23 protein-coding genes are annotated in these 23,977 nt (G+C 56.4%); 15 read left to right on the plus strand and 8 right to left on the minus strand.

Going from position 1 to position 23,977, the window contains the following annotated elements:
* Positions 1-699: 699 nt before the first annotated feature.
* Positions 700-1,272 carry a transcription elongation factor GreB gene (gene greB / locus SCT_RS12145; protein WP_059423389.1) on the minus strand — a complete coding sequence of 191 codons (573 nt, stop codon included), beginning with the start codon at positions 1,270-1,272 and terminating at the stop codon, positions 700-702.
* On the minus strand, positions 1,269-1,916 hold the full coding sequence (locus SCT_RS12150; RefSeq protein WP_059423391.1) for a HEAT repeat domain-containing protein: 648 nt from the start codon (positions 1,914-1,916) through the stop codon (positions 1,269-1,271). The genes greB and SCT_RS12150 overlap by 4 nt, the downstream gene beginning before the upstream one ends.
* Positions 1,917-2,058: 142 nt before the next feature.
* Between SCT_RS12150 and trxA the strand changes: the two genes are divergently transcribed.
* Positions 2,059-2,430: a thioredoxin gene (gene trxA, locus SCT_RS12155; protein ID WP_059423393.1), complete on the plus strand. Its 372-nt coding sequence runs from the start codon at positions 2,059-2,061 to the stop codon at positions 2,428-2,430.
* Here the strand turns inward: trxA and SCT_RS12160 are convergent.
* Positions 2,427-3,500 (minus strand): hypothetical protein, encoded by a 1,074-nt coding sequence (locus SCT_RS12160; RefSeq protein WP_059423396.1) that lies wholly within the window; start codon positions 3,498-3,500, stop codon positions 2,427-2,429. The genes trxA and SCT_RS12160 overlap by 4 nt on opposite strands.
* A 9-nt stretch (positions 3,501-3,509) precedes the next feature.
* Entirely contained in the window at positions 3,510-4,181 is a 672-nt protein-coding gene (gene hda / locus SCT_RS12165) for a DnaA regulatory inactivator Hda (RefSeq protein ID WP_059423398.1), read from the minus strand.
* Positions 4,182-4,255: 74 nt separating this feature from the next.
* Here hda and SCT_RS12170 point away from each other — a divergent pair, with 74 nt between their 5' ends.
* The gene (locus SCT_RS12170; protein WP_237759683.1) at positions 4,256-4,609 is read left to right on the plus strand and encodes a DUF3301 domain-containing protein; all 354 of its coding nucleotides are present in this window, start codon (positions 4,256-4,258) and stop codon (positions 4,607-4,609) included.
* A gap of 296 nt (positions 4,610-4,905) precedes the next feature.
* Positions 4,906-5,109: a cold-shock protein gene (locus SCT_RS12175; protein WP_009205360.1), complete on the plus strand. Its 204-nt coding sequence runs from the start codon at positions 4,906-4,908 to the stop codon at positions 5,107-5,109.
* 84 nt (positions 5,110-5,193) lie between these two features.
* On the opposite strand, the gene SCT_RS12180 is transcribed toward SCT_RS12175, so the two are convergent.
* Positions 5,194-6,261 (minus strand): AI-2E family transporter, encoded by a 1,068-nt coding sequence (locus SCT_RS12180; RefSeq protein ID WP_059423400.1) that lies wholly within the window; start codon positions 6,259-6,261, stop codon positions 5,194-5,196.
* 285 nt (positions 6,262-6,546) lie between these two features.
* Here SCT_RS12180 and purM point away from each other — a divergent pair, with 285 nt between their 5' ends.
* From purM to SCT_RS12205, 5 genes are all read left to right on the plus strand, one after another.
* Positions 6,547-7,596: a phosphoribosylformylglycinamidine cyclo-ligase gene (gene purM / locus SCT_RS12185; RefSeq protein WP_059423402.1), complete on the plus strand. Its 1,050-nt coding sequence runs from the start codon at positions 6,547-6,549 to the stop codon at positions 7,594-7,596.
* Positions 7,593-8,234 carry a phosphoribosylglycinamide formyltransferase gene (gene purN / locus SCT_RS12190; RefSeq protein ID WP_059423404.1) on the plus strand — a complete coding sequence of 214 codons (642 nt, stop codon included), beginning with the start codon at positions 7,593-7,595 and terminating at the stop codon, positions 8,232-8,234. The genes purM and purN overlap by 4 nt, the downstream gene beginning before the upstream one ends.
* A complete protein-coding gene (locus tag SCT_RS12195; RefSeq protein WP_059423407.1) occupies positions 8,231-8,929 on the plus strand; it encodes a DUF3108 domain-containing protein in 699 nt (232 codons plus the stop codon). The genes purN and SCT_RS12195 overlap by 4 nt, the downstream gene beginning before the upstream one ends.
* Before the next feature lie 24 nt (positions 8,930-8,953).
* Positions 8,954-9,955, plus strand: a complete 1,002-nt coding sequence (locus SCT_RS12200) for a DUF3108 domain-containing protein (RefSeq protein WP_059423410.1) — start codon at positions 8,954-8,956, stop codon at positions 9,953-9,955.
* Between the two features lie 143 nt (positions 9,956-10,098).
* Positions 10,099-11,373: an RsmB/NOP family class I SAM-dependent RNA methyltransferase gene (locus SCT_RS12205; protein WP_059423412.1), complete on the plus strand. Its 1,275-nt coding sequence runs from the start codon at positions 10,099-10,101 to the stop codon at positions 11,371-11,373.
* A gap of 60 nt (positions 11,374-11,433) precedes the next feature.
* Here SCT_RS12205 and SCT_RS12210 read toward each other — a convergent pair whose 3' ends face one another.
* Positions 11,434-13,287, minus strand: a complete 1,854-nt coding sequence (locus tag SCT_RS12210; RefSeq protein ID WP_059423639.1) for an EAL domain-containing protein — start codon at positions 13,285-13,287, stop codon at positions 11,434-11,436.
* 245 nt (positions 13,288-13,532) lie between these two features.
* Between SCT_RS12210 and SCT_RS12215 the strand changes: the two genes are divergently transcribed.
* Positions 13,533-14,084, plus strand: coding sequence for a DUF3617 family protein (locus SCT_RS12215; RefSeq protein WP_059423413.1), 552 nt, complete (start codon positions 13,533-13,535; stop codon positions 14,082-14,084).
* A 77-nt stretch (positions 14,085-14,161) separates the two neighbouring features.
* Here the strand turns inward: SCT_RS12215 and SCT_RS12220 are convergent, their stop codons facing one another.
* Positions 14,162-15,079, minus strand: coding sequence for an MYG1 family protein (locus SCT_RS12220; protein WP_059423415.1), 918 nt, complete (start codon positions 15,077-15,079; stop codon positions 14,162-14,164).
* A gap of 241 nt (positions 15,080-15,320) precedes the next feature.
* Between SCT_RS12220 and SCT_RS12225 the strand changes: the two genes are divergently transcribed.
* The 4 genes from SCT_RS12225 to SCT_RS12240 all read left to right on the plus strand — a co-directional run bounded on the left by SCT_RS12225 (position 15,321) and on the right by SCT_RS12240 (position 19,006).
* Positions 15,321-15,980 carry a hypothetical protein gene (locus tag SCT_RS12225; RefSeq protein WP_059423417.1) on the plus strand — a complete coding sequence of 220 codons (660 nt, stop codon included), beginning with the start codon at positions 15,321-15,323 and terminating at the stop codon, positions 15,978-15,980.
* Between the two features lie 62 nt (positions 15,981-16,042).
* The gene (locus tag SCT_RS12230) at positions 16,043-16,948 is read left to right on the plus strand and encodes a recombination-associated protein RdgC (protein ID WP_059423419.1); all 906 of its coding nucleotides are present in this window, start codon (positions 16,043-16,045) and stop codon (positions 16,946-16,948) included.
* 31 nt (positions 16,949-16,979) lie between these two features.
* On the plus strand, positions 16,980-17,816 hold the full coding sequence (locus SCT_RS12235) for a ferritin-like domain-containing protein (protein ID WP_059423421.1): 837 nt from the start codon (positions 16,980-16,982) through the stop codon (positions 17,814-17,816).
* Positions 17,817-18,550: 734 nt separating this feature from the next.
* The gene (locus tag SCT_RS12240) at positions 18,551-19,006 is read left to right on the plus strand and encodes a hypothetical protein (RefSeq protein ID WP_059423423.1); all 456 of its coding nucleotides are present in this window, start codon (positions 18,551-18,553) and stop codon (positions 19,004-19,006) included.
* 605 nt (positions 19,007-19,611) lie between these two features.
* On the opposite strand, the gene SCT_RS12245 is transcribed toward SCT_RS12240, so the two are convergent.
* Complete coding sequence (locus tag SCT_RS12245) at positions 19,612-20,124, minus strand: M48 family metallopeptidase (protein ID WP_059423425.1); 513 nt, start codon at positions 20,122-20,124, stop codon at positions 19,612-19,614.
* Positions 20,125-20,393: 269 nt separating this feature from the next.
* On the opposite strand from SCT_RS12245, the gene SCT_RS12250 reads away from it, so the two are divergent.
* Together SCT_RS12250 and SCT_RS12255 are read left to right on the plus strand one after the other, a co-directional pair.
* Positions 20,394-22,061 carry a thiamine pyrophosphate-binding protein gene (locus SCT_RS12250; protein WP_059423427.1) on the plus strand — a complete coding sequence of 556 codons (1,668 nt, stop codon included), beginning with the start codon at positions 20,394-20,396 and terminating at the stop codon, positions 22,059-22,061.
* A gap of 6 nt (positions 22,062-22,067) precedes the next feature.
* A complete protein-coding gene (locus SCT_RS12255) occupies positions 22,068-23,912 on the plus strand; it encodes a hypothetical protein (protein WP_059423430.1) in 1,845 nt (614 codons plus the stop codon).
* Positions 23,913-23,977 lie beyond the last annotated feature (65 nt).

A 23,977-nucleotide genomic window follows, 5' to 3' on the forward strand; every position in this document is an offset into this window, starting at 1 on the left:
ATATATTGCATTAATATTGAATTTATATGCAAAATTCGTGCCATTTGATTACATAAGCCCACATCACTTAGGCAATCAGACAGTTATCTATGTACTTCATTCCGGATTTCGCATCCTACCCCAGTGAGTGTAAGTTTTTTCGACACTCACATATGAGAAGAATTTATCCAATACGCCTAGAGACGGGTTGAGCCATGGGTAACTTAGTACATGCCCATGCCATCGCTCAACAGTTTATTGATTTAAATGTAGTCATATTTAGATCGTCATGCAAGGTAGATATCGGGTCGTGGATACCGGATCGCTGGCAATCCGGTATGTAAAAAAACAGCCCTTGCACAACTTAACTGAGGTCGAGTCCAGAGTGTAGACCATCACATCCGAGATCCATGCATTTCTGTTACTTGGTCTAAGACATGGACTCGCACGATCAGGCGCTGGCCAGCACCTGATCGTGCGCCAGTCGCGCCGATACATAGATAAAACATCACCCATGCCCACATAAAACAAAAAAATCATGTCCTGAAATTGCAATGCATCAAATATTTTATCTACAGCCAATAGCCACTTGTCGTGAAAGCGTCCCAGCAAAACTGTAAAAAATATCGACACTTAAACGCATATCAATGGGGTCAATCTCCTCTCCCATTGCGGGTGTATGACAGGGATGAGAAAGCGTTGGACTTGTTCAGCGCTTCCCTAGGCAGCTAAATTCGTATTCACAGTCACGTAGCGCACCTCAAGGATTTCCATCTCATCCACCCCACCTGGAGTGCGCAACGTCACCGTGTCGCCCTCGCGCGCCTTGAGCAGCGCCCGCGCCAGCGGCGAAACCCAGCTGATCATCCCCCGTCCGGCATTTGCCTCGTCCACGCCGACGATGCTGTAGGTATGTTCAATCCCATCCTGGCCGCACACCGTCACGGTGGCGCCGAAGAACACCTGGTCGCATTCCTCGCGCTCACCTGGGTCGACCACCTCGGCGTTGTCGAGGCGTTTGGAGAGAAAACGGATGCGACGGTCGATTTCCCGCAGCCGCTTCTTGCCGTAGATGTAATCGCCGTTTTCCGATCGGTCGCCATTGGAGGCGGCCCAGGTGATGGTTTTCACCAGAGCTGGACGCTCCACTTTCCACAGCTGGTCGAACTCGTCCTTGAGGCGCTGGTATCCAGTCGGGGTGATGTAATTCTTCAGCCCCAGCGGCAGTTGCTGCGCCGGTTCAAGATCTTCTTCTTCCGCATCATCGTTCTCGCGGGTAAAAGCTTTGCTCATTGATTCTGTTCCAGTTCTTCCAGTGCCTCGATGGCGATTTCGCGCACCTCTTTGTCTTCGTCGTCAAGGCAGGCGCGCAACCATGGCACGACTTCCTGGCCACCGATCAGAGACAGGAAATGGCAGGCATCGGCGCGAGTGAGCGCGTCCCCATTCCTGGCCAGCGCCCCCAAATCGGGAATCATTGTTTCGGCAAGCCCACTACCGCTTAGTTCCTCAAGCACCGCCCCTATCCCCAAGCGCACCGCCATGCTGGTATCCGGCCGCTCCATCAGGAGAACCAGAGCCCGCAACCGTGACGGCTCCTGCCGCGCCATTTCCTCTACCCTGGCGCGACGGCCGCTGGTCAGCATCTGAAAGAAATAGTCTGCCATACCGTCAAGGCTATCAGCCTGTTCGGCCCAGCGACGCAGTTCGGCGGGCGTCTGCGCACCCTCCAGCTCGAACGGGCCGATCCTTGCCCAAGGCACCGTTCTCACTCCCAGCTCTGCCGCGCGCTGCGGGTAAATCGCGATATTAACCGCTTCCAGCCGCCCGATAACGCCCTCCTTGAGCAGGCCACTCAAGCCCTCCAGCACCGCCGGGCAATGTGGGCAGCCAGGCGCGAGCAGCAGCAGGGCATCGGGAATTGCGTTTTGATTCATGGCGTTCACCTGACAACAGTCTCGAAAGCCGCATAGATGCGACAGTAGATCATATTAGCATTTAATGATATTCTGCCGAAATGCGCTGGGGAGCCTAGATCTCCCCCTCCTCGGCGCCCATCATTTTTCTGGAGAAACGAGCATGGCAACAGTTGACCTTAACCAGGGCAATTTCGAGGGCACCGTCATTGGCAATGATATCGTAATCGTGGACTTCTGGGCGCCGTGGTGCGGCCCGTGTCGCTCTTTCGCCCCCACCTATGAGCAAATGTCGGAGAAACACCCCGACATCACCTTTGCCAAGGTCAATACTGAAGCAGAAACCGATCTTGCCGGCTATTTCCAGATCCGCTCGATCCCGACCCTGATGGTCTTTCGCGAAAAAGTGGTGATCTACTCCGAAGCCGGCGCCTTGCCTGCTTCCGGGCTGGAGCAGCTGATCGAACAGGTGCGGGGGCTCGACATGGTAGAAGTGCATAAGCAGATCGCGGCCGAAGAAGCCCAGCGCTCCTAGCTCAGCAAATCCTGCAGAAAATCCGCGGCCTGCGCTATCCCTTCGGGCGCGACCGGCGCTGTAGGCGGCAACGCCCACAGCGCCTCCAGTGGTGCGGCAATGGCGCCCTGTTCCAGCGCCGAGCGCTCCACTTCCATGCAGCGGCCCTGCCGCTTCAGCCATTCCACCAGATACGGCGCCTCCGGCCAGTCCTTGCGGTCGAGATACAGTACCGGCACCCCATTGCAGGCCGCCTCGGCAAAACTGCCGTAGCCCGGCTTGGTAAGCAGCGCATCGCAGGAAGCCAGCACATCAGTGAAATCCATGTCCAGGGATTCCAGTTCCACCGCGTCAGGATGACGCACCTGCCAAGAGGATAGCACCACCCAGCGCACGCCGGGAATGCGTGGCCAGCTATCCAGCGACAGGCGGAAGGCGATGCCGCCCATGGCGATCAGCACCAGCCGGTCGGCGGGCGAAATCCTCAGCCGGGCCTCCATTTCGTTACGGCGGTTGCGTCCCAGCCGGGCGATGGGGCCGATTGAGCGACTATTCACCAAATTCCCCATCGGCATACCGGGCAAGGGCCTGAGAAAACACGTCGCGTTGTTGTAGGCAGCGAGCATCTGGCTGTGAATTTCTGGTGCTTCCGGCTGATCATGACAGTAATGGGCGTAGATGTCCGCCCAGTTGAGGGAACACATCGCCACCGCGGGGATTCTAGCACTGGCTGCGGCTGCAAGGCTGAGGTAGGGCACGTTGGCGAACAGCAGATCAGGTGCCAGCGCAGCCATATCCTCTGCTTCACGCGCCACCCGGCCCTTCCAGTCACGGTGAAAGTTCCGGTAGGCCTCGGCGCTTTCCACCACATTTACCGCCACTGCATCCACCATCTCCATACCGAAATCGAGTGCCTTTGAAATCAGCGTAAAACCGCAGTGAAAACGCTGCGCCAGCACCTCGTGCGGAGCCCTGCTGCGCAGCGTCACTCGCATGCCGGGCAGGCGTTCTGCCAGCGCGTTGACCACCGGTGCGGTCTGGGCGATATGACCGAAGCCATGGTAGGAAAGATCAACCAGCAGATGGGGCATCAATCGGGATCAGACTTCCATCTGCAGCGTTTCACGCAACAGCGGTACGGTGATGGGGCGCTTGGTTTCGAGGGAATAGCGGTCGAGCGTATCCAGCGCCCCCAGCAGCGACGGCAGGTCGCGCCGCCAGTGGCGCAGCAGGTATTCCGCCACTCCTGCCCCGAGCCTAAAGCCGCGGCTTGCGGCGTGGGCGTGCAGCGCCTGCACCTTCTCGTCGTCGCTGAGGCCATGAATTTGATATACCAGCCCCCAGCCGAGCCGGGTCACCACATCCGGGCGCATCGGGAGTTGCGCCGGGGCGCACGAACCGCTGGTCAGGAGCCTCCCCCGCCCTTCGCGCAGCCGGTTGTAAAGATTGAACAACGCGATCTGACCCTCGCCGTCTAGCTGGCCGACATCGTCCAGCACCACTACGTCGTAACCATCCAGATGATCCGGCAGCGCCGCACCGCACTGCACGTAAACCGATTTCAACCCGCGCCGCGAAACGGCCTCCACAAAAGCATGCAGCAAATGCGTCTTGCCGCCACTAGGCTCGCCCCAAAGATAAATGAAGCGCTCCGACTGCGTACCAGCGGCACTTTCACTCAGAGCTTGCAACACTTCAGCATTGCGCCCGGCAACAAAGTTGTCCAGCGTGGGAGTGAAGCCAGAGGAGATTTCGAGCAGTAGCTGTTTCATTTTTTAATGGAAAATCAGGTTGTCGCTATTCTATCAGCTTGAGCAGTGCCTGCAGAGGTTCGCAAAAACCGGGTATGATTCGGCGTTTCATTCATCCTGTTTTCTCGCCGATGGATTTCACGGATTTGCTTTTCATCCTGTTGCTTGCCGCGCTGGCTGGATTCTGGCTCGACAGCCTACGCGCCCTCGAAACCGCGCGAAATGCGGGCAAACGCGCCTGTAACAGCGCAGGAGTCCAATTTCTCGACGACACAGTGACTGTTACCTCTTTGGCTCTGCGGCGTAACGCAGCGGGGCACATGGCGATCCGGCGGACCTACCGTTTCGAATTCAGTGATACCGGAGATAACCGGCTGGAAGGCACTCTTGTATTGCTGGGCGCACGGGTTGAATCAGTGGAGATGGAACCGTTCCGGTTCATGCAGTAACCCCCTTACTATTTCGTGTCGCCAAAAACTTCGCGTAAAAATCAAAACTTACCTTGACCCCCGCCCACTTCGACCCTCCCTGTAACGTACTGCCAAAAATGAAACAAATTTCACCCCAGGACTAGCCATGAAATTGTTCAGATTAATAATCGCTTGACTTGTCAAAATATAAGGCGTAAAAACTCTCTGGTGTTTGGATTCAAGTTTTTTGCACTATCGGTTTCGCCGTTTGCAGTCTTGGAATTCAGGCATTTTCGCGGGATTTCCCGTTTTTTTATTAGCAAGGGACTACGTAAATGGCAACTGGTACTGTAAAATGGTTTAACGATTCCAAGGGTTTCGGCTTCATCACTCCGGACGACGGCAGCGAAGATCTGTTCGCGCACTTCTCCGCGATTCAGATGGGCGGATTCAAAACCCTGAAAGAAGGTCAAAAGGTGCAGTTTGAAATCACCCAAGGCCCCAAGGGTAAGCAAGCTTCCAACATCCAAGCCGCCTAAGTATTAGCGCTTGAATGCTACGCCCCGGAGCCACGGCTCCGGGGCGTTTTTACTTGTACTCACGGGTAAAGACTGAAGTCTGTTTTACCGATACAAACTACTTTTCAGATAATTCTTCCGCAACAACCGCAACCCCACCAGCAGCACTGCGCTCATCGGCAAGGCCAGTAACACGCCGAAGAAACCGAACAACTGTCCGAACGCCAGCACTGCAAAAATCACTGCGACCGGGTGCAAGCCAATGCGGTCACCCACCAGCCAAGGCGTCACCGCCACGCCTTCCAATACCTGGCCCACACCGAATATGATCCACACCGGAATCATTGCACCCAGGCTCTGGAACTGCATCAACCCCGCCAGCGTAGCCATGGTCAGCCCAATGATCATGCCGAGGTAAGGCACGAACACCAGCAAGCCGGCGATAATACCAATCGGCAAGGCCAGTTCCAGCCCGACCAGTCGCAGTCCGAGCGCGTAAAACAGGCTCATCAGCAGCATCACCGAGATCTGGCCGCGCAAAAAGCTGCCCAGCACGTCATCCACCTCCCGAGCCACCGCACCGACTTGTTCGTGCCAGCGGCGTGGAATCACCTCGTCGATACGGGCGACGATCAGGTTCCAGTCGCGCAGCACGTAAAACAGCACCACCGGTACCAGCACAACGTTGGCGAAAAAACCCACCAGCGCCAGTCCGCCGCTTCCAAGTGAAGGCAGGAACTGTGAGGCGAAGCCGCCAGCGCTTTGCCAATGCTCGGCCAACGCCTGTTTGAGATATGCGCTGTCGAGTTGCAACTCAATATCGAACTGGGCTTTCAGCCAAGGAGCCAGATGCTGCCTGAACCAGTCGAGGTAGGCCGGCAGGCGCTCCATGAACAATGACACCTGCTTCTCGAACAGCGGGATCATGATCAGCAGCAGAGCAGCAAACAAACCGAACAGAAATGCCATGGCCAGAATGGTGCCGAGGGTACGGGGAATCTTCAGGCCAGCCAGCCAGTCCACCAGCGGGTTACAGATATAGGCGAGGATGGCCGCGAACAGGAACGGCGCGAGGATAGCGCTGAGCAGGTAAAACAGTCCTCCCACCGCGACGACCGGCAACAGCCACCACAGGTGGTTGAGATTGAGTTCTTCAAGGCGTTTCGTGTCCATTTGGGATAAACCTAGAAACGGCAGTTAACCGCTTCATTATGCATTTAATACAATGATTATAAAAACTTCTTTATTAGCTCCGCGTTCACCTGCTTAGTGAGTACGCTACGAGGCGAATTGCACAATTTTTTGAACACATGGCTGCGTTATAACTTCTTGGAATGGAACAACCATTCCGCGTCGTTATGCCTTGCCCTGTATCCAAAAAATCGCACACTTCACCCCGTCCAACTGCTGTTTCTAGGTTAAAATACCACAATTTCCAAATTTACGCGGGAGCCCCCCTTGAACCAGCCCGATGCAACCAAAAATTCCCTTAGCTACCGCGATGCTGGTGTCGACATTGACGCCGGCGATGCCCTTGTGGAAAACATCAAGCCGTTCGCCAAGCGCACCATGCGACCCGAAGTGCTCGGCGGCCTCGGCGGCTTCGGCGCATTGTTCGAAATCTCGAAGAAATACAAAAATCCGGTGCTGGTCTCCGGCACCGATGGCGTCGGTACCAAACTCAAGCTGGCCTTCATGCTCGACAAGCACGACACCGTCGGCATCGACCTGGTGGCGATGAGCGTCAACGACATCCTTGTGCAGGGCGCGGAGCCGCTGTTCTTCCTCGACTACTTCGCCTGCGGCAAGCTCGATGTCGCCACCGCCACCGATGTCATCAAGGGCATCGCGGCTGGCTGCGAACAGGCCGGCTGCGCGCTGATCGGCGGCGAAACCGCCGAAATGCCCGGCATGTACCCGGCCGGTGAGTATGACCTCGCTGGCTTCGCCGTGGGCGCGGCGGAAAAAGACAAGCTCATCAACGGCTCCACCATCGTCGCCGGTGATGCCGTGCTCGGATTGGCCTCTAGCGGCGCACACTCCAACGGCTATTCGCTGATCCGCAAGATCATCGAGCGCAGCGGCATCGATCTGAATTCGGATTTCCACGGCCGCCCCCTGCGCGACGTGGTGCTGGCGCCGACGCGCATCTACGTCAAGCCGATGCTGGCGCTGATGGAACAACTGCCGGTCAAGGGCATGGCCCACATCACCGGCGGTGGCCTGCTCGAAAACATCCCGCGTGTGCTGCCGGAAAACCTGACGGCGGTGCTGAACAAAAACAGCTGGGACATGCCACCGCTGTTTTCCTGGATGCAACAGGAAGGCAACGTGGCCGAGAAAGAAATGCACCGCACTTTCAACTGCGGCATCGGCATGGCGGTGATCGTCGCCGCTGCGGATGCCGAACGCGCCATGCAGCTGCTGCGCGACGCGGGCGAAACAATATGGCAGATCGGCAGCGTCGAGAAGCGCGCCGAAGGGCAGCCGCAAACCGTGGTGCAATGAAGTCCATCGTCATCCTCATCTCCGGACGCGGCAGCAACATGCAGGCGATCCTGGAGGCCAGGCTGCCGATCAAGATCGCCGCAGTCATCAGCAGCAATCCCAACGCCCCCGGACTGGAAATTGCCAGGCAGCACGGCATACCCGCCCATGCGCTGAACCACCGCGACCACGAAACCCGCGAGGAATTCGACACCGCCCTGGCCGCCAGAATAGATGGATTCAACCCCAACCTGGTGGTGCTGGCGGGCTTCATGCGCATCCTCACGCCGAACTTCGTCAATTATTACAATGGTCGGCTGATCAATATCCACCCCTCGCTGCTGCCGGCGTTCACGGGCCTCAACACCCACGCCCACGCCCTGACCGAGGGGGTGAAAATCCATGGCTGCACGGTGCATTTCGTCACGCCCAACCTCGACAAAGGTCCGATCATCGTCCAGGCAGCCGTGCCGGTACTGCCCGGCGACACCGAAGAGACACTGGGGGCACGGGTGCTGGAACAGGAGCACAAGATCTATCCCCAGGCGATTCGATGGTTTGCCGAAGGCAGGCTGACCGTCACCCCGGATTGCAACGTCATCCTGCAAAATCAGCAGCCTGTTGATATGGCATTGCGCTCGCCGTGGGAAGTGCAATGAAGAAACTATTGGTCATGTTGTGCAGCCTGTGGATGGGCGCGGCACTGGCAGCTGCCCCGCACCAGGTAGCCGCCACCTACAGCCTCACCAAACAGGGCCAGCAAATCGGCACCGTCACGGAAAGCTTCAAACAGGCTGATGGCCGCTATCAGCTCGAGAGCGTCACCTCCGCCATCGGCATCTACGCCCTGTTCATGAAGGGGAAAATCCGCCTGATCAGTACGGGGGAAGTGACGGACCATGGCCTGCGCCCACGGCACTTTGAGCATCATCGCGCCGCCGATCCGGCCAAGACCGTCCAAGCCGATTTCGACTGGGAGAAGATGAACCTCACCCACAGCTTCGACGCCAGAACTGAAAGTGTTGCCCTCGAACCCGACACCCAGGATCGCATCAGCCTGCAGTACCAGTTCATGTTCGCGCCGCCGGGCAAAGAGGATATCCGGCTGTTCATGACCACCGGCAAGAAACTCAACCTCTACCAATACAAACTGGCCGGGGAGGAAAAAATTACCACGCCGGCAGGGCAGTTCCAGACAATTCACCTGGTCAAGCAGCGCAGCGCGGACGAGGATGGCACGGAAATCTGGCTGGCGAAGAAGCGCCATTTCTTCCCGGTACGTATCCTCGTCGAGGAACACAATGGTGGCAAGCTGGAACAGAACCTGACCTCCCTGGCCTTCGAGGGTGAGTAATTCAGTGGGCAGGCACGTTAAGCCATGCCGGATCCGGTAAAAAAACTTCTTTGGGTGCTGGGGCTTTCCTTGGCAGTGCACCTCACCTTGTTGTTGGGCCCGCAAGTTTCCCTGCCGGTCAAACTGGCCCCCGCTCCAGTTCTGGAAGCCAGGCTCAGTCCAGTTCAACCGACGAGACTGGAAAAGCCCAAACCCAAACCGCCGCGTGCCGCAAGACCAAAACCAAGCCCCGTGAAAAGAATTCCCGCACCGCCCGCGAAAGCCACACCTGCGCCCGAACTCCATCCCGATGCAGCACCATCGCTCGCCGAATCGCCTCCGCCTGCCGTGGAGTCCAAACCGGTCGTGGAATCCGAACCTGCCAACCCGGCACCACCCGCCATGCCGCAGCGGGTGATAACCCGGTTCACCGTATTCAAGGGACTGAATGGCATGAGCGTGGGCCGTGCCGAGCAGGTCTGGAAGCTCGACGGAGAGCGCTATACGATTTCCAGCGTGGCCGAAGCCAGCGGCCTGTTCTCCCTGTTTGCTTCCGGCAAGTTCGTCCAGGAAAGCCAGGGAGAAATCACGCCGGCCGGGCTGAAACCCTCGAACTACCGGGTGGAGCGGGGGAAAGGCGGCGCTGACAAGACCGATACCGCACAGTTCGACTGGAATTCCATGACACTCACCCTTGCCGGCGGCGGTGGCAAACAGACACTGAAACTGCCGGAAGGAACCCAGGATCTGTTAAGCTTCATGTACCAGCTCGCCTTCGCCCCACCGCAGAGTAGTATCGTGAAATTGCAGGTGACCAATGGCAGGAAACTCGACAGCTATGCCTACTGGGTCGTGGAAGAAGCACTGAAAACCCCGATGGGGGTGTTGAATACCCTGCACCTCGGCAAGCAGCGCGAAGAAGGGGAAAAAGACACCGAAGTCTGGCTCGCCGCCGACTACCATTACCTGCCGGTCAAAATCAGCCAGATCGACAAGGACGGCGATGGGCTGGTGCTGCTGGCGAACGAGATCGCAATTACGCCATAGCATAAACAGGAAAAAACATCACCACAGAGTTAAAGAACAAGAAAAAATCCAACGCTCATTCTTCACCCCAAAGAACTAAGGATGATTTGAACGCACCCCGATTTTTTCTGTGCCTCTGCGGTTAACAGCTTTTAGGAAAAAACATGCAACTCTCCACTACTCGCCTCGGCCACGCCGTACACGCCCTGATCGATATCCTGCCGCTGACCCATCCGGCCGATGCGAGCTTGAGCCGCTATTTCCGCAACAACCACGAACTGGGCCCCAAGGATCGCGCCTTTGTCGCCGAAACGGTCTATGCTGTGCTGCGTCGCAAGCGCCTGCTGGAGCACCTCGCCGCGCCCCACACCTCGCCGCGCCACCTGATTCTGGCCTTGCTGGCGAAGGTGCAGGGCCTTAGCCTGCGCGAACTGGAGCCGCTGCTGCACAAGGAAGAAAACGAGTGGCTGAAGCTGGTCAAGGCGGTACCCACCGACAATCTGCCATTGGCGGTACGGGTGGACTTCCCCGACTGGCTGACGGAAAGACTGGTCGCGCGCATGCCGGAAGAGGAAATTCTCGCCCTGGCGCGCGGCATGCAGCATTCCGCCCCACTTGATTTGCGCGTCAACACCGTGCGCGCCAACCGCGATGAAGTGCTAGCGATACTGAAGCGTGACGGCATCCCCGCCGAAGCGACACCCTATTCCCCGGTCGGCGTGCGTATCATGGAAAAGCCGGCAATCAACCGCCATCCCCTGTTCCTCACCGGCAAGATCGAAGTGCAGGATGAGGGCAGCCAGTTGCTAGGCTACCTGGTTGCGCCGAAACGCGGCGAGATGATCGCGGACTTCTGCGCCGGAGCCGGAGGCAAGACCTTGCTGCTGGGCGCGCTGATGCACTCCCAGGGACGAATTTATGCCTTCGACGTGTCGGAAAAGCGCCTCACCCAGCTCAAGCCGCGCCTGAAACGCTCCGGCCTGTCCAATCTGCACCCCCAGCTGATCAGCAACGAAAACGACATCAAGATCAAGCGCCTCGCCGGCAAGCTCGACCGCGTGCTGGTCGATGCACCGTGCAGCGGGCTCGGTACCCTGCGCCGCAACCCCGATCTCAAATGGCGCCAGAAACCGCAGGATATCGAGGAACTGACGCACAAACAGGCCGCCATCCTCACCGCCGCCGCCCGCCTTGTCAAAGTCGGCGGACGCTTGGTGTACGCCACTTGCAGCATCCTGGAAGAAGAAAACGAGCACATCGTCGAAGCCTTCCTCGCCACGCATCCTGAATTCGAGCTAAGTGCCGCCAGCGAGGTACTGGCGCAGCAGAATATCCCTCTGGACACGGGCAAATACTTCAAGCTCGCGCCGCATCTGCATGGCACGGATGGGTTCTTTGCTGCGGTGATGGAAAGGAAGAGCCAGGCTAAAGCTGGATAGACCGGATGTTTCTTAAATTCGCGTGATGATCACCCAAAAATGGTATTCCGCACACAGCAATCATGCCCGGTTACGGTAGTAAGCGTCGAATTGCTCTTTCGGCAGCGGCTTTGAATAGTAATACCCCTGGAATATGTGGCAATCGTAACGGAGGAGAAAGTCGAGCTGCTCGGCCGTCTCCACTCCTTCGGCCACGATTTTCAGTTTAAGAATATTTGCCATATTCAGAATAGTCACAACCATCACCCGATCCCCCTCTTTCTGGTCAAGCGCACCGACGAAGGCGCGATCGATCTTGATCTCGTCAAGAGGAAGCCGATTCAGATAACTGAGGGATGAGTAGCCGGTACCGAAATCGTCCATGGAGAAACGGATTCCTGACTCCTTCAACCTGTTCATTACCGAAATGACGCGATTAATATCCTCGGCCACTATCGACTCTGTGATTTCGAATATGAGCTTGCAACACAATTCGTCGTCGAGATAACGTTGCACCAGATCTTCGACCTGCGCCACGAAGGCGTGGTGGGTGAACTGCCGCATGCTGATGTTGATGGAGAACTGATCGAGATAGATACCTTCATCTCGCCACTCGCGCAGAGTCCTGAATCCTGTTTCAAGGATATGGCGTCCCAGTTCAACAATCAGTCCTGTCTGTTCAGCGATGGGAATAAATTGGGCGGGCGAAACGGAGCCGAGTGTCGGATTGTTCCAGCGTGCCAGGGATTCGGCGCCGATGATGCGTCCCTCGCGGTCGATCTGGGGCTGGAAGTGAAGCGTGATTTCATCCTTGGCCAGGGCAAAGTGAAGCAGGCGTTCGATCTCCAGATGGCTCTCGACCCGGCTGGACATTTCTTCATTGAACATGAATACGCCATCGCGCCCCTTCGCCTTTACCTCGTACATCGCAATATCGGCTTCCTTGATGAAGCTGTGAGCGTTGGCGATGCGATTACTGAGGATGCTTACGCCGATGCTGGCGCTGATGTACAGGTGATGTTGGTCGACCACATACGTCTCTTTCAGCCTGGCGATGAGTTGCTCGGATATTTCTAGCGCAGCGCGCTCACACTCTTCCCGATCGACAAAATCGCTCCCGGCAATGATGAACTCGTCCCCCCCAAGGCGCGCGACAATACACCCTTTGGGAACACGTTCCTGAAGACGCGACACAACGCTTTGCAGGAGCCGATCTCCGACATCGTGCCCCAGTGAGTCGTTGACGTTCTTGAAGTGATCCAGGTCGATGAGCAAAAGATAGGAGAACTCGCCGCTCTCATTCAGGGAGTTCATCCGTTTCTGCAGGTGTTCGATGAAGTATTGCCGGTTATGCAAGCCCGTGAGCGCATCGTGCGTGGCTTGATGGTTCGCCTGCGTCAGCAGCTGGTGAGCGCTGTTGGCTGCGTAGAGCAAAACCCAGGTGAGGGTGCAGGCAAAGATCGTGAGGACATAGCCATACCACTCACCGAGGAAGAAAAAGTAGATGATCAGCGGAACCATCAGGATAAAGATGATCGGCCTGTAGAGTCGCTTATCCGAAGCCAGAAGCGAAGAAGCGACCACCGAGGCGCCGATTTCGGTGAAGATGGCGATGTAGTGGAGCTTGTAAGCGTCCTGCCTCACATAAAGCAGAAAAATCAACGTCCACAACAGAAAAAAAGCGTAGAAAAACCATGAGCAGTGGCGGTACCAGCGATCACGCCGGCTCTCGCTCATCGTGTCAAAGTCGAAACCGCGGTAAAGGAAATACCCCCAGACCGACGCCGCAATGACCAGCAGATACCAGACGAAAGCCGGAGCAAAAACCCCATTCAACCAGCCGAGAAAGAGATAACCCAGGCCGGGCAAGAGAGAAAGCGCCATGAACACCGGAATCTGGCGGTGCAAAAATATATAGAAGCACTTGTCTCTCATGGAAATAAGTATCAAGCCATTTTGCTTATTGATGTGGTAAATATACTTTATCTGCTTGGCTGGAGGCCACAACTTATTGTGCCTGCAACGTGTTGCACACTGTAGCCTATCCTCTGTTGTCGCATTTTTTAAGCTGTGCCATACGCGTCAAACTGGAAAATACCCTGATGACGTCGTGCTTATTCAGGCTTAATATTCCAGATGTGAATATTCCCGCATTTTCGACTCTCACTCAAGGAGCAATCATGAAACGCAGATTCCATACTCGTAGCCTCGCCTCTCTGCTGCTTCTCGGCTTGGCTGCCGCCTCGCTGGCAGGAGGTGCGCTCGCCGCCGATACGCCCAAGCGCAAGTCGGGCCTGTGGGAAATAAACACGCAGATGGAGGGAATGCCCAGCATGGGCGCCATCCAGCAGTGCATCGACCAGAACACCGACGATCTTATGCAGCAGCGCGCGAAGAAGGAAAAAATCGACTGCAGCGTGATGGACGTCAAGCCCCAAGGCAACAAGGTCGCCATGCATTCGGTCTGCAAGTTCGAGGGCACCACGGCAACGACCGATGCAGTGTTCATCGGCGCCTTTGATTCAGCCTACAAGGGCGACATGAAAACTCGCTACAACCCGCCGATGCATGGCGTAAGCGAATCGAAAATGACCATGGAAGCCAAATGGCTCGGCCCCTGCAAACTCGGCCAGAAGCCCGGTGACATGATCATGCCGAACATGAAAAACATGAACATCAACGAAATGATGAAGGACCCGAAAATTCAGGAGATGATGAAACGGCAGAAATAAGGGGCCTCGCAGGGCTGAGCGGCTTGTCGCCCTGTAACGAAATATCTTGAATCACTGCGGTCTGCTTCTGCCGTTTTTCAATCCCGCAGGGCCAACCGCGCCATTTCAGTAGCCCCGTCTTTGGTCTTGTGTCCTGCGACAAAGCGCCCTCTGTGGCAGAACACGCAGCCTTGCATGCCGATGACGGCGTCCAGCTCTTCACCATCCAGCCCGGCCCAGGCTAAAGGCAGGGATTTTCGGTTATTGAAGCTTCCGGCACGATCCGGAACTGCAGTCACATGCCATTTCGCCTGGGCATCAGGGGTAATCACGTACAGAAGGTGCTCGTACTCAGGCGATCCCAATACGGCATCCTTCCACGGCACGTCGTGCTCCAGCACCAGCACCCGCCCGGCTTCCTGCAAAACCCCTTGCGCCACAGCGCCACGCGCCTTTTCAAATCCGTTTGCGTCCCTGATCGTATTCTGCAGCACGGCCATTGCCATGCTGATGGCACGTTCAAAGGCCTCGTTCCTGGCTGAAGCGGACGTGACATCCTGCCAGCCGGGATTGAAACCCCCAAGGACCGTGGAAATCGACATCAGCGTGACGGGCAGGGTTTCCTTGCTTAAGGTAATGCCACAATCCATTGCATCGACGCCTTGCACCAGCCAGCGATCGACCCTGGACGCCGCGGCTGCCGATTCACAAAGCTGCGCCCCCAATTCACGCCATACCAGACCAAACGAACTGTACGGGATGCCGTTTTCGCGCGCTTCCTTGTATTCCAGCTGATGATGGTCGAAACGGCAGGTCGCCAAATCAAAAACTCGTCCCACATCAAAGATGACATCCGCTGCGTCCAGTTGCTCCTGGTCGCGCGTACGCAGGATGGGCAAAGCCGGATTGACTAGCCGCAATGTCGCCGCCGCCAACACATCATCGGCATGAAAAGACCCGGAGTGGGTCGCCGCAACGGCGCCAGGGCGCTGGAGGATAGTATAAAGATTCGACACGTTACCTCTTTCTGAATTTCAAGAATGCAGGTTAGGCTTCAGCCTGGCATGCCAGGCTGAAGCCCAACCTGCAATAGACGGCATTTCTTGTTCACTTAAAGACTAATAATAACCTACAGAATGACAAATCAAGTTGCGAAACCAGCAACTCTGGATGCCAGGCATTGATATACTTTAGCTATCCGGGACGTAATATAGGTCACATTCGCTGGAAAATTATCCCTGACTTGAAGAAATCGTTTTGAAAAAAATACTCATCACTATACAGGGCAAGACCCTGATCCTTCACTACCAGGTCAAGCATGGCCTGGTGCGCAAGGGTTCCGGCTGGGCAACCTATATCGAGGTTTTGCCTTCCGCCGAGTTGGCCCGCTTCGACCTGAAAGGGCTGACCCCTGAAATGTTTTGCGTGAATATTTCCGACATGGTGAATATTCGCGGTCTGTTTTCCGGGCAGGTTGAAAATGAACGGCAGGTTCCCGTTGCGCGATGGGACATGAATTACGAAGATTACCTGCATGCGACCAGCTCCCATGTGGCGAAATTGACGCATCTGCAAATTGTGGATTTGCTTGCCTCATTGCCGGGTTACATTCAGGAAATGGACAACCAGTTTATCGATTTCGCAGGCAGCGTCGTCCCTCACGAAACGGGAGAACCCGCCACTTTCAGCGGTTATCGGTTGACTATCGTGACAGAAGACATCGAAGACAAGGTCGCTCCTTACGCCGATTACAACCTGGACACCCACACGCCGGAAGGATGGCAAGGCTACCCGCCACCGCAAGCGGATTACGAGCCGATACGAACCGCACTGGAGAACCAGCTTCAGGCCATCAGAGACGCCGGCGTGCAGCTCACGCAGGTTTATGATGAAACCGATTACGCCATAGCAAGTTAATTGCACATCCGTTTATTTACTTTTGGGCTGTATAATCGCCCCCTTTTTTCGAGCACCCTGCCATGTGGTTTAAAAACATCTTCCTTTATCGCCTTCCTACCGACTTGGCCATAAGCGCCGCCACGCTGGAGGAAAAGCTGTCCCGCCAACCGCTGCAGCCCTGCGGCGGATTGGACAAGCAAAGCCGTGGCTGGGTTTCCCCTCAAGGTAATGGGCCTTTCGTCCACGCATTGAACCGGCAGCTGTTGATCGCCATGGGCGTAGAGCAGAAACTGCTGCCCGCCTCCATCATCAACCAGTTTGCCAAGGATCGCATCGCCGAACTCGAAGCGCAGCAGGGCCACCGCGTCGGGCGCAAGGAGATGAAGGAGATCAAGGAACGTGTCACCGACGAGCTCCTCCCTCGTGCATTCGCGCTTCGACGCACAACCTTCGTCTGGATCGATCCGGTCAATGGTTGGCTGGTTGTGGACGCGGCCTCCCCGGCCAAGGCGGATGAAGTCCTGGAGCTGCTCGGCAAAACCCTGGACGACCTGCCGCTCAAGCTTCTGCACACCCGACTCTCCCCCGTCACGGCCATGACCGGCTGGCTCGCAGGCGGTGAAGCGCCGCCCGGGTTCACCATCGATCGCGAACTGGAGCTCCGCTCCATCGACGAGGGCAAAGCCACGGTCCGCTATGTCCGCCATGACCTGGAGGGAGATGAAATCCGTGCGCACATTGCTGCCGGCAAGAGCGCCACCCGGCTGGGAATGACCTGGAACGACAAGATTTCCTTCGTCCTCACCGAACAGCTCCAGATCAAGCGCCTCGACTTTCTGGACATACTCAAGGAAGAAGCCGAATCCGAGGCCGAAACCACCGATGAGTTATTCGATATCGACTTTACCCTCATGACCGGCGAACTGGCCCGCTTACTGGCCGATCTGGTCGAGGCGCTGGGCGGCGAGAACCTTCAGCAGGCGTGACCCCGCCTGGGGTTTGCCCTGACCTTTACGCATGAAATCGCCTGACAAATCCGAACCCCAGGAATTGCGCCAAGCGGCGCTGTTCTGGCTGTCACAGCCGGACCCCGCCCGCAAAGCCGAAGGGGTGCGCCTCTTGGCGCGAGCATGGCAGTCTGGTGAAGTCATGCTGGACGCACAAGCCGGATTGTCGGCGTCATCTCCCATACCCGGCCAGCCGCTCAAGCCCGAACTGGTATCGCCGCGCCTGGTCAAGCACCGCTCGATGAACACCCTGGAGGGTCGCGCCATCTTGATCCATGCCTTGGTGCACATCGAGTTCACGGCCATCAACCTGGCGCTGGATGCACTCTGGCGATACGCAGGCATGCCGCGCGAATATTACGCGGACTGGCTACAGGTCGCGCAGGAGGAAGCACTGCATTTCTCCCTGCTTGCAGACCACTTGCACGAACTAGGCTACGCCTATGGTGATTTTCCGGCGCATAACAGCCTGTGGGAGATGGCGGCCAAAACCCAGGACGACATCCTGGCCCGCATTGCGCTGGTGCCCCGAACCATGGAGGCGCGCGGACTGGATGCCGCCCCGCCGGTGCGGGCCAAGCTTGCCCAGGTGGGCGACATGGCCGCCGCTGCGATCCTCGACATCATCCTGCGAGATGAAATTGGTCACGTCGGCATCGGCAACCGCTGGTATGGATGGCTGTGCGAGCAACGCGGCCTGGATCCGGTAAACACCTATGCCCGCCTGGCCGCCGAGTACCATGCGCCGGTCATGCGCGGTCCGTTCAATCTTGCAGCGCGACGAGCAGCGGGTTTTAGTGAGGTGGAATTGGCTGCGTTGAATTTGTGCGCTTCGCGGGTTGATTGATTGCCGGGGGCAGCCCGGCGGCTGATTACCTTTCTTGCTTCGCCAAGAAAGAGTAATCCAAAGAAGGCGACGCCCATCCACCGCCCCTTCGGGGTTCCCTGCGCTGCTCGCCGAGCCGGGTGGCTGCGCAACTCGCCCTAGCAGGGCACACAAACCGTGCCCTGCCGCGGAGCTCAAACAGTGCTCGCCGACTGCCCCCGGCCCGGCTGTGCTGCTCGGCGGCGAATCAAGGGGACGAAAAGCAAAACAAAACCGCCCCACCCAGCCCTCCCCAACGGGGAGGGTATCTAAACATGGGCTTTGCCCACAAGACCCAAATCCCCTTCTGCACCGCTTCGGTTTGACGGACAAATTGGGATGAAGGCGAGCACTGTTCGAGCTCCGCAACAGCTTGCGGTTTGGGCAAGCTGTCAGGGCGAGTTGCGCAGCCGCCCAATTTGACCGTCAAACCGAAGGTAGCCCGCAGGGCCGGCGCGGCAGGGTGCCTTTTTGTTTGGTTACTTGTATTTTGGGCAATGCAAAATAAAGTAACCTGCTGCCGGGCAGCCCCCGGCATCAAAATATCTGCGCGTAGCGCACACAAGACCTATCACTCCTTGTAACAACCTGAACAAACACCTATAGTGGCCCAATTGTCATAAAACGCACAGCAGATATCTAACATTCCAACACAAGATTTAATCGTGTCTGGCTCCTTTGATCTTAGGATGCACACTAGAAGGCGAAAATCGCAAATGGCAGCGCAAGATACAGACAGTTCGTCTCACCACGTCCAGGAAGCGTGGGATTGGCTGTCCGTGAGCTGCGACGCTGCGACGCGTGCGGAATCTCGCTTTCGGAATCTATTCAACAAGATTGCGCAGCGAGGCATTGATGAGGCGCGTCGCGAAAACCCTGCCCAACCGAGTCTCGTCGACCTCAGGGACATACATTTTCAGCCTACGGAAGAGGAAAAGCAGCAACTTCGAGATGCCTATCTCGAATGGCAAGCATTCAAGATTATTTGGGCAGAAAAAGAAGAAGCATATAGTTTTGTCAAGGATACTGGGAGGCCTTTCTCTGCTTCAGAAAAAGCGAGCCGCGGCGTCGACGAGGCGAAGTTGAAATTATTGCAATTCTTTGTAAAGCCCGCTTTTTATATCCTCGTAACGATTGCTGCGTTAATTGTTATCGCACATGCCACCATCTAACCCAACGCCCACATGGGCGCGCGGCCAATGCCGCGCCAAGTTCGGGTATCATGTGCATGCTCCGATAGGCGTGAATGTTAGAGGACACCGGTGAGCACCGTTGCAAACGAGGCGCACGAGCTTATTGCAGAGGCTGGAATGTCCGCATTTCGGCCAAGGGAAGCTGCGTACTCGTACGCAGCTTCCCCTACAGCCATCTTTCCGACGGAGCTCATCCCAATTGTCCAAGTCTTGCCATTGGTCCGCGGAGCTGGAGTCCATAATTTCGTCAGAGGTCGTGCACTAAGCATTCTCGAAGCAATCGAGAGAAACCAGCCACTCCCGCCAGTCCACGTAGATCGATCGAGAGCGCTAGCCGAACCATTTCGATTTCGCCTGTACGACGGCTTTCACCGATATCACTTGTCTGTGGCCTTAGGCTTCACGCACGTATGGGCATACGTCAATCCATCCACGGAGCCATAGTGCCTTCTAACCCTTCCATCGAGCAGACAGCCCACGGCTTGCCGTGAGCTGTCTGCTCATGTCAAACGTTGACGCTTTAGAAAAAACTTTTTTCTCCATTTTCAGAATAAATCCCCCAAATAATTAATGGGGTCAGCGTGTCATGATGGCCAAGACAGCTTGCCGCACAGATCAACATGCGTCAGGTACAGCCGCAGATCAAATTCAATCTGATGATATTCCGGTTCCATGTGGATACAGAGCTGATAGAAGGCCTTGTCATGTTCTTTTTCCTTCAGGTGCGCGAGTTCATGCACGGCGATCATCCTGAGAAACTCCAGCGGCACTTCCCTGAATAAAGAGGCAATGCGTATTTCACGATTGGCCTTGAGCTTGCTGCCCTGCACGCGGGAAATGGCGGTGTGCAGCCCAAGCGCGTGCTGAATGACCTGAATCCGGCTGTCGAAAGCTACTTTGTTGATGGGTGCAGCGTTGCGCAGGAAACGGTTCTTCAGAGTGAATACATAGTCATACAGCGCTTTGTCGGTGCGGATATCGTGCGCGGCGCGGTATTTTTTCTGCAGGATGTCGCCCAGGCGGCCCTGCTGTATAAGCTGCCGAACCTGGACTTTGACATCCTCGGGGTAGCCGGTGAGGTATTTCAGGGTAGGCATCGGTTTTTATGCGGTACATTAAAGAAAGAAATAACATCGAAAATTTGCTTTACACTTACGTCTAATTTCGCTCAAATCATCGCCCTGATAGTATAACCATGGCAACCCTGTGCTGCTTGATGAACAATCGAAATAACAGGCAGGAGATCCCCCTCTATTTTATTATTTTGGGAAGGTTCGGTTAAAATGCCTGTCCCGATGCAGATCAATGCAAACATTGCCTCGATTAAAGTTCCGATAACAGTGGGTTGCGACCATGACGAGACGACATGAAAATAACGGTCAGTGAATTAATCGTAAGATATTTGGAGCGCCTGGGGATAGAAGTAATCTTCGGGATACCGGGCGCACATATCTTGCCAGTTTATGACAGCTTGTATGACTCGAACATCAAGAGCGTATTGGTCAAGCATGAACAGGGAGCGGCGTTCATGGCCGGGGGCTATGCCAGAGCTTCAGGGAAGATTGCTGCCTGCATTACCACTGCAGGGCCTGGGGCGACCAATCTGGTCACGGGGATCGCCAATGCCTATGCGGATAAGCAGCCTATCCTGGTCATTACTGGCGAAACATCGACCCATATTTTTGGCAAGGGTGGACTGCAGGAGAGTTCTGGCGAGGGCGGCAGCATCGACCAAGTCGCGTTGTTTGCCGGCATCACGCGCTACCACAAACTGATCGAACGCACGGATTACCTGCCCACTGTGCTGAATCAGGCGACCAAACATCTGCTTTCCAAGACACCCGGCCCCGTGGTGTTAAGCATCCCCTATAACGTACAGAAAGAAATGGTGGATGCATCCGTCCTCGATCAGGTTTCCTTCACACGCATGACCGGCGGATGCCTGCTCGCCGAGCAATACATCGACAAGAGCGTGGAGCTGATCCGCGAATCGAAGCGCCCACTGATCATCGCAGGCTATGGCTGCATCCGTTCGGGTGCGCAGGAACACTTATGCCGCATCAGCGAGCGTCTCAATATTCCGGTGACCAGCAGCCTCAAGGCTAAAGGCGCGATCGACGAACGCTCCGCGCTGTCGCTGGGCAGCCTCGGCGTCACCTCCGGCGGTTACGCCATGCGCTATCTGGAACAGGAAGCCGACCTGGTGCTGGTGCTGGGGGCGGGCTTCAATGAAAGAACCAGCTATGTCTGGGACAAGCATCTGTTGGCGGGCAAGAAGCTCATCCAGGTGGATAACAGCGACCAGCAACTGGAAAAGGTCTTCCGCGCCGACCTGGTGGTGCATGCCGACCTTGGCACCTATCTGCAAACGCTGGATTCAGCCATTCAGGCGCAAAAGGTGGCGGAGAAAGGCCCTGTGGATATCGCCGCTTTTATCGCAGCCGCGCAAGCCCAGGCCGATGCCGCCGGCAAGACGATTTTCAACCGACAGTTCGACCACGTGCGCGCCTTTTATGGCTGGCTGGAACTACGGTTTCCGGACGGCCTGGTCATGTTCGACGACAACATCGTTTTCGCTCAAAATTTCTACCGTGTGTCCGCCAAGGACCGTTTCTACCCCAACACCGGCGTCTCCTCGCTGGGCCACGCCATCCCGGCGGCCATTGGCGCCGGCTACGAAGTCAACCAACCCCTGTTCGCCATGATTGGCGACGGCGGGTTCCATATGTGTGCCATGGAGATCATGACGGCGGTGAATTACGACATCCCGTTGAACATCATCCTGTTCAACAACAACACCATGGGATTGATCCGCAAGAACCAGCACCATCTCTACCAGGATCGCTTCATTGACTGCGATTTCACCAACCCGGACTTCGCACTGCTGGCGCAATCCTTCGGCATCAAGCATTGCCGAGTGGACAGCGAGCAGGACCTGACCAAGTTGGAGGCGATCGATTTTCATCATGGCATCAATCTCATCGAGATCATGATCGATCAGGATGCGTATCCGAATTATTCCTCAAGACGCTAGTTCCGCATGACCGATTTCGTAACAATGCATCTGGCGGAATGCATCTCGCGCTACCAATCCGCCATTCCCGGCCTGGCCGATCTCGGCAAGCAACTGCAAGGCCTTTCCCCATCGACCGAGTCAAGCACGGCCGATACGCTCATCGACCTCTATGAACGGTGCTACCCCTTGCTGGAAAAGGCGATGTGGTCCGCCGAGCCGGATTTTTACCCGCTGCTGGCCTGCTATCAGGCCCTGTTCCGTGAACAAGAGGCTCTGATCCAACAGAGGGGAGGCGATGATCGCCATCACTTCATCCTGAGCATCCCGGTGGCGGATCGCCCGCCCCACCTGCATGCCTGCCTGGAAAGCATTAACCAGGTCTGCACGCTGTACAACTATGGCGGGAACGCGTCTGGTGTTTGGGACAAGATCAAGATCATCGTCGCCGAGGATAGCCGCGATGAAAACAACATCCGCCGGCATATCGAGCTGGTGGAAGAATACCGGCAGAAAGGCTTGCAGGTCTTTCACTTCGGATTAACTGAGCAGTATGAACTGCTGCAATCACTGCCCCGGCACCAGCGTGAGCAATTAGGCAATCTGCTCACCACCCAACCCAGGGGAAAGTTTTATCTCAAGGGGCAGGCCGCCAACCGCAATCTCAGTTACCTGAAGTTTCTGCAGTTGACGGAAGATAAAAACAGAACACTGTATTACCTGGTCGATAGCGACCAGAGTTTTTGCGTGAACCGGCAGACCGAATCCGGCGAAGAGGTGGTGTATGCGCTGAATTATTTTCACACCATCGACAAGATCTTTCGCACCACTGACACCCTGATGCTCACCGGCAAGATGGTGGGCGACCCACCCGTCTCGCCCTCAGTGATGGCTGCCAATTTCCTCGATGACGTGACGGCCTTCTTTACCCGCCTGGCCACGCTGGCCGGCGATCAGGCCTGCCAGTTTCATGGCTCGCATGGACCACTTGCGGGCGATGCCGCCTATCACGACATGGCCGGGCTGTTCGGCTTTGAAAACAGGCAGGCGACATTTTCCTACCCATGCCGGCTTTCAGGCGAGCATGACCATGGCGCGTGCCTGATAGATTTCGCCCGACGGCTCAACGCCTTCTTCTTTGGCGAACACCTCACGCGCAAGACCTGGTTTTCCTACGGTAGCGGCTTTGCTCAGCTCTCTCCCGCGCGGACGATTTACCCCGGCAATTACATCGTCAACTACGCGGGGCTGAAATACATCATCCCTTTCGGTCACCTGCGGCTGCGCATGTCCGGCCCCACGGCCGGGCGAATGATCGCCGTCGAGATTGCAGGGCGCTTTGCCTCTTTCAACATGCCCAATCTGCACCGGCGCACCACCGAGGCGGGCCTGGACGACGATTTCCGGCCCGGAGTGGAACTGGACGGGGAGCAGCAGAGCGTCGATCTGTCCAGCGAGTTCGAGCGCCAGTTCTTCGGCGACCTCATGCTGTTTTCAACCGAAGAGCTGGTCAAGCAGGCGGATGTGAACCAGCCCTTTGCCCAGGAGGTGATTGAGGCAGTCATCGCCCGGAAAGAGGCCGAACTGCTGGCGCTGTACCAGCAAAAACATGAAGCCATCGTCGCCAAGAACAGGCAATTGCATGACCTCGTGTTCAACGCCGGGCATTGGTGGTTGCGCTCGCCCGGGTTGGCGCTTTCCTTACGGCAAATCCAGACTTTCACCGACAACATCGACCGCAATTTTGGTGAGCACGCCCTGGCTTGGCGCCAGATCCAGTCAGCCGAGCATCGCGCCCAGCGCAAATGGCAGATCGTCGAGGCATTGATGAATTACCGGGCGGAGCGGGATGCCTGGGATAGGCTGTTCTAAGGAGTTGTCTAACCGGGCTCAGATAGCAATGCACTATCGGTCACATTGCTAAAACCAATTAGATT

The organism is Sulfuricella sp. T08 (assembly GCF_000971475.1).
Classification (GTDB): Bacteria; Pseudomonadota; Gammaproteobacteria; order Burkholderiales; family Sulfuricellaceae; genus Sulfuricella.

Excerpts from the sequence above, each read along its gene's own strand:
- SCT_RS12160 (WP_059423396.1), bottom strand. The coding sequence starts at position 3,500 with ATGCCCCATCTGCTGGTTGATCTTTCCTACCATGGCTTCGGTCATATC.
- SCT_RS12240 (WP_059423423.1), top strand. The coding sequence starts at position 18,551 with ATGGCAGCGCAAGATACAGACAGTTCGTCTCACCACGTCCAGGAAGCG.
- SCT_RS12150 (WP_059423391.1), bottom strand. The coding sequence starts at position 1,916 with ATGAATCAAAACGCAATTCCCGATGCCCTGCTGCTGCTCGCGCCTGGC.
- SCT_RS12200 (WP_059423410.1), top strand. The coding sequence starts at position 8,954 with ATGCCGGATCCGGTAAAAAAACTTCTTTGGGTGCTGGGGCTTTCCTTG.
- greB (WP_059423389.1), bottom strand. The coding sequence starts at position 1,272 with ATGAGCAAAGCTTTTACCCGCGAGAACGATGATGCGGAAGAAGAAGAT.
- trxA (WP_059423393.1), top strand. The coding sequence starts at position 2,059 with ATGGCAACAGTTGACCTTAACCAGGGCAATTTCGAGGGCACCGTCATT.
- SCT_RS12205 (WP_059423412.1), top strand. The coding sequence starts at position 10,099 with ATGCAACTCTCCACTACTCGCCTCGGCCACGCCGTACACGCCCTGATC.
- SCT_RS12180 (WP_059423400.1), bottom strand. The coding sequence starts at position 6,261 with ATGGACACGAAACGCCTTGAAGAACTCAATCTCAACCACCTGTGGTGG.
- SCT_RS12170 (WP_237759683.1), top strand. The coding sequence starts at position 4,256 with ATGATTCGGCGTTTCATTCATCCTGTTTTCTCGCCGATGGATTTCACG.
- SCT_RS12245 (WP_059423425.1), bottom strand. The coding sequence starts at position 20,124 with ATGCCTACCCTGAAATACCTCACCGGCTACCCCGAGGATGTCAAAGTC.
- hda (WP_059423398.1), bottom strand. The coding sequence starts at position 4,181 with ATGAAACAGCTACTGCTCGAAATCTCCTCTGGCTTCACTCCCACGCTG.
- SCT_RS12250 (WP_059423427.1), top strand. The coding sequence starts at position 20,394 with ATGAAAATAACGGTCAGTGAATTAATCGTAAGATATTTGGAGCGCCTG.
- SCT_RS12215 (WP_059423413.1), top strand. The coding sequence starts at position 13,533 with ATGAAACGCAGATTCCATACTCGTAGCCTCGCCTCTCTGCTGCTTCTC.
- SCT_RS12230 (WP_059423419.1), top strand. The coding sequence starts at position 16,043 with ATGTGGTTTAAAAACATCTTCCTTTATCGCCTTCCTACCGACTTGGCC.
- SCT_RS12195 (WP_059423407.1), top strand. The coding sequence starts at position 8,231 with ATGAAGAAACTATTGGTCATGTTGTGCAGCCTGTGGATGGGCGCGGCA.
- purN (WP_059423404.1), top strand. The coding sequence starts at position 7,593 with ATGAAGTCCATCGTCATCCTCATCTCCGGACGCGGCAGCAACATGCAG.
- SCT_RS12255 (WP_059423430.1), top strand. The coding sequence starts at position 22,068 with ATGACCGATTTCGTAACAATGCATCTGGCGGAATGCATCTCGCGCTAC.
- SCT_RS12175 (WP_009205360.1), top strand. The coding sequence starts at position 4,906 with ATGGCAACTGGTACTGTAAAATGGTTTAACGATTCCAAGGGTTTCGGC.
- SCT_RS12235 (WP_059423421.1), top strand. The coding sequence starts at position 16,980 with ATGAAATCGCCTGACAAATCCGAACCCCAGGAATTGCGCCAAGCGGCG.
- SCT_RS12210 (WP_059423639.1), bottom strand. The coding sequence starts at position 13,287 with ATGAGAGACAAGTGCTTCTATATATTTTTGCACCGCCAGATTCCGGTG.